Annotated in this window: 3 protein-coding genes and 1 tRNA gene; 2 read left to right on the top strand and 2 right to left on the bottom strand. The window is 60.3% G+C overall.

What is annotated here, in order from left to right; all coding sequences use genetic code 11:
* Positions 1–674: aldo/keto reductase (locus ACT8X9_RS13180; protein ID WP_444269298.1), on the top strand; the 674-nt coding region annotated here is incomplete at its 5' end.
* 51 nt (positions 675–725) lie between these two features.
* Here ACT8X9_RS13180 and ACT8X9_RS13185 read toward each other — a convergent pair.
* Positions 726–2,114, bottom strand: coding sequence for a TrkH family potassium uptake protein (locus tag ACT8X9_RS13185; RefSeq protein ID WP_444269299.1), 1,389 nt, complete (start codon positions 2,112–2,114; stop codon positions 726–728).
* Positions 2,115–2,278: 164 nt separating this feature from the next.
* On the opposite strand from ACT8X9_RS13185, the gene ACT8X9_RS13190 reads away from it, so the two are divergent.
* A tRNA-Arg gene (locus tag ACT8X9_RS13190) sits at positions 2,279–2,352 on the top strand.
* A gap of 189 nt (positions 2,353–2,541) precedes the next feature.
* On the opposite strand, the gene ACT8X9_RS13195 is transcribed toward ACT8X9_RS13190, so the two are convergent.
* Positions 2,542–3,179, bottom strand: a 638-nt coding sequence (locus ACT8X9_RS13195) for an HAD family hydrolase (protein ID WP_444269300.1), incomplete at its 5' end; no start/stop codon positions are given.

Below are 3,179 nucleotides of genomic sequence, written 5' to 3' on the forward strand. Positions count from 1 at the left end.
ACGCAGCAGGCTTCGAGCACATCCTGCGGGACCAGCCGTGGGACTTCTGCCAGCTGCAATACAACTATCTTGACACCGACGACCGGGCTGAAGAGATCGCAGGCGACCGGGGCTACGCCCTCACCGAAGAGCGGAATGTCCCCCTTATCATCATGGAACCCATCAAGGGCGGCACGCTGGCCCAGCTCCCGCCGGATGCCGCTGCGCCGCTGCGCGCACTGGACCCCGCCGCCAGCGCCGCCTCGTGGGCGCTGCGCTGGGTGGCCAGCCATAAAAATGTGAAGGTCGTCCTCTCCGGCATGAGTGCAGAGGAGCAGCTGGGCGACAACCTCTCCACCTTCGGACAGTTCCGGCCCGTGACCGACGCCGAAAACGCCGCCATCCGCCAGACTGCCGACATCCTGCGCAGCCACATCAGGGTCGGCTGCACCGGCTGCCGCTACTGTATGCCCTGCCCGATGGGGGTGGACATCCCGGACAATTTCAGCATCTGGAACAAACTGGGGATGTTCGGCCAGAAGGACGCCATCCGTCAGCAGTGGACGGCCCACTTCCCCGACGCCGAAAAGGCCAGCCACTGTGTCCGCTGCGGCAAATGCGAGGCCGTCTGTCCCCAGCACCTGCCCATCCGGGACTCCCTCGCAAAGCTTCAGACCGAGCTGGACAGCCTATAACAAAAGAAAGGCGCTCTGCCTGTCCCGAGAGACGGCAGAACGCCTTTCTTTTTAGCCCACGTTGATGTGGCCCACCGGAAGCACCTTCCGCTTGTTGTCGTCGGGCTTAGCCGTCAGGCTGATGGCCAGCGACACCGGGCCGACACGGCCCATGAACATACAAGCCATATACAGCAGCTTTGCGCCGGTGTTCAGCTGCCCTGTGACGCCCACCGACAGGCCCACCGTACCGAACGCCGAGCAGGACTCGAAGATACAGTCGATGACCGACACCGTCTCAGCCGTGTTGTAGTAGACCACGACAGCCGAGCCGAACGCCGCCACTGCGCCGAGGACGATGATGGTCAGTGCGCGGTAGACCGTTTTGGACTCGATGTGGTGTCCGCCGATGACGCAGTCGTCGCGGCCCTGTGCCACACTGCGGATGGTCAGGATGAGCACCGCAAAGGTCGTCACCTTGACGCCGCCGCCCGTCGAGCCGGGGGCCGCACCGATGAACTGCAGCACACTCATCAGAAGCTTGCTGATAGGGCTGCACGCTGCGAGGTCGATGGTATTCATACCGGCGGTACGGGTGGACACCGACTGGAACAGCGCCGCCATCAGCTTGCTCGGGACGGACAGGCCGCCCATCGTCTTGGGATTCGACCACTCCAGCAGGGCCAGCAGCACCGCACCGCCCACCCAGAAGATGGCCGAGAACTGCAGCACGACCTTCGCGTGGAGGGAGAGACGCCGCTTTTTGCGGTACTCCGCCAGCTCCACCCAGACCATGAATCCCAAGCCTCCGGCCATGATCATAAACATGACGACCGCCTGCACATAGTAGTTGTTGACGTAGGGCACCAGCGAGGAATAGGCCCCAAACCGCCCAAAGAGGTCAAAACCTGCATTGCAGAAGGCCGAAATGGCCGTGAACACGCTGACCCACACGCCCTCTGCGCCGAACTGGGGCACGAAGGCGAAGAGCAGCAGCACGATGCCCACGGCCTCGAAGGCCGCCGCCAGCTTGATGACGATCTTCAGCACCTCGGTAGCCTTGGACAGACCATCTGCCGAGACGCTCTCGCCCAGCAGCCGCAGGTCGCGGAAGCCCATCCGCCGCCGGGCTGCCAGCGCAAAAAAGCTGGTCAGGGTGACGAGGCCAAGGCCGCCCACCTGAATGAGCATCAGGATGACTACCTGCCCAAACAGCGAAAACTGGCTCCATGTATCCCGCACGATCAGACCTGTCACACAGGTGGCACTGGTGGCGGTGAACATCGCGTCGATGACCCCCAGCCGCCCCGTCCTGCTGGAAATGGGCAGGGTCAGCAGCAGCGTCCCCACCGCGATGACCAGCAGGAAGCTGATGCAGATGGTTTGCGTCGCGCTGCTGCCCGCCAGCCAGCCCTTGTTGGGGCGGCGGAGCGTCCATTCTTTCTTTTTGGTTTTTCCCATTGCAACCTCCCGGGCCGCCTCCGGCCATCTGCCGGAGGGGCGAGTCGTTCTGCGCCTCCGCGCAAAGTTCCCCAGCGCAGAAGCCTCTTCTTATAGGATACACCTTTTTTCTCTTCGGTTCAACTTGATTTTATGCTCCATTTGCGGTATTATATTTGTGGTGTGTCTCAGTAGCTCAGTTGGATAGAGCGTCCCCCTCCTAAGGGGAAGGCCGCAGGTTCGACTCCTGTCTGGGACATATTGCGAAGATGCGAAGGATGTTTCTGCAAAGGAACTGTCCTTCGCATTTTATTTTACCTCGCTGTGCAGTTTTCCACTTTTGGGGCCTGCGCCGTGCAAAGCGTCCTGTCTCCCGGGCACAACAAAAGCGGCTTCGATCGCTCGAAGCCGCTTTATAACTGTGGAAGTGGAAACTCATTGGGTGAACTCAGTTTTCCAGCCAACCGTAATCAAATTCTGTAAAGTCGTGGATGTAGTGGTCTGCCCCCAGTGCCAGCAGCTCAGACCCGTCTGCCGTCTCTCCGATGCCCACGATCCGGCCTGCGCCGTTTCGTTTTGCCAGAGCGATGGCGGTGACGCTGTCCTCGATGACCAAACACTCAGAGAACGGAACACCCAGCCTCCGCGCCGCTTCCAGATGCATCTCGCCCTTGTCGGCATAGCTTCCGTCGTCGTATACGACATCCTGTTGTTTCAGCCAGTGACCGATCGGAAACGCGTCAAAGTAGAAATCAACATTCGCTTTTATGGAAGCACTCGCCAGCGCGAACGGGATGCCGCGCTTCTGTAAGCCTTGCAGCAGCTCTTCAGCACCTGCTACGAGGTGTAAACTGGCAGGATCGCTCCTGCACGCCTCCCGGTACAGAGCCTCTTTCTTTTCTGAATACTGCTGGCGCTCCGCAGGGGTGAGCCACGGGGCCATGTTCTTCAGGATGACGTCATTGCAGGGGCCGCATATCTTCGTCGAAGCAAGAGGGCTTTTGTCCTCGGGGTGCAGTTCATGATAGATCTTTGACCATGCTTCCATGTGGAAGTGGGTATCAAAGAACATCGTCCCATTAAAAT

The organism is Faecalibacterium sp., assembly GCF_052358865.1.
Taxonomy (GTDB): domain Bacteria; phylum Bacillota; class Clostridia; order Oscillospirales; family Ruminococcaceae; genus Faecalibacterium; species Faecalibacterium butyricigenerans.

Bases quoted from the DNA above. Each gene is read 5' to 3' on its own strand.
- ACT8X9_RS13185 (WP_444269299.1), bottom strand. From the start codon at position 2,114: ATGGGAAAAACCAAAAAGAAAGAATGGACGCTCCGCCGCCCCAACAAG.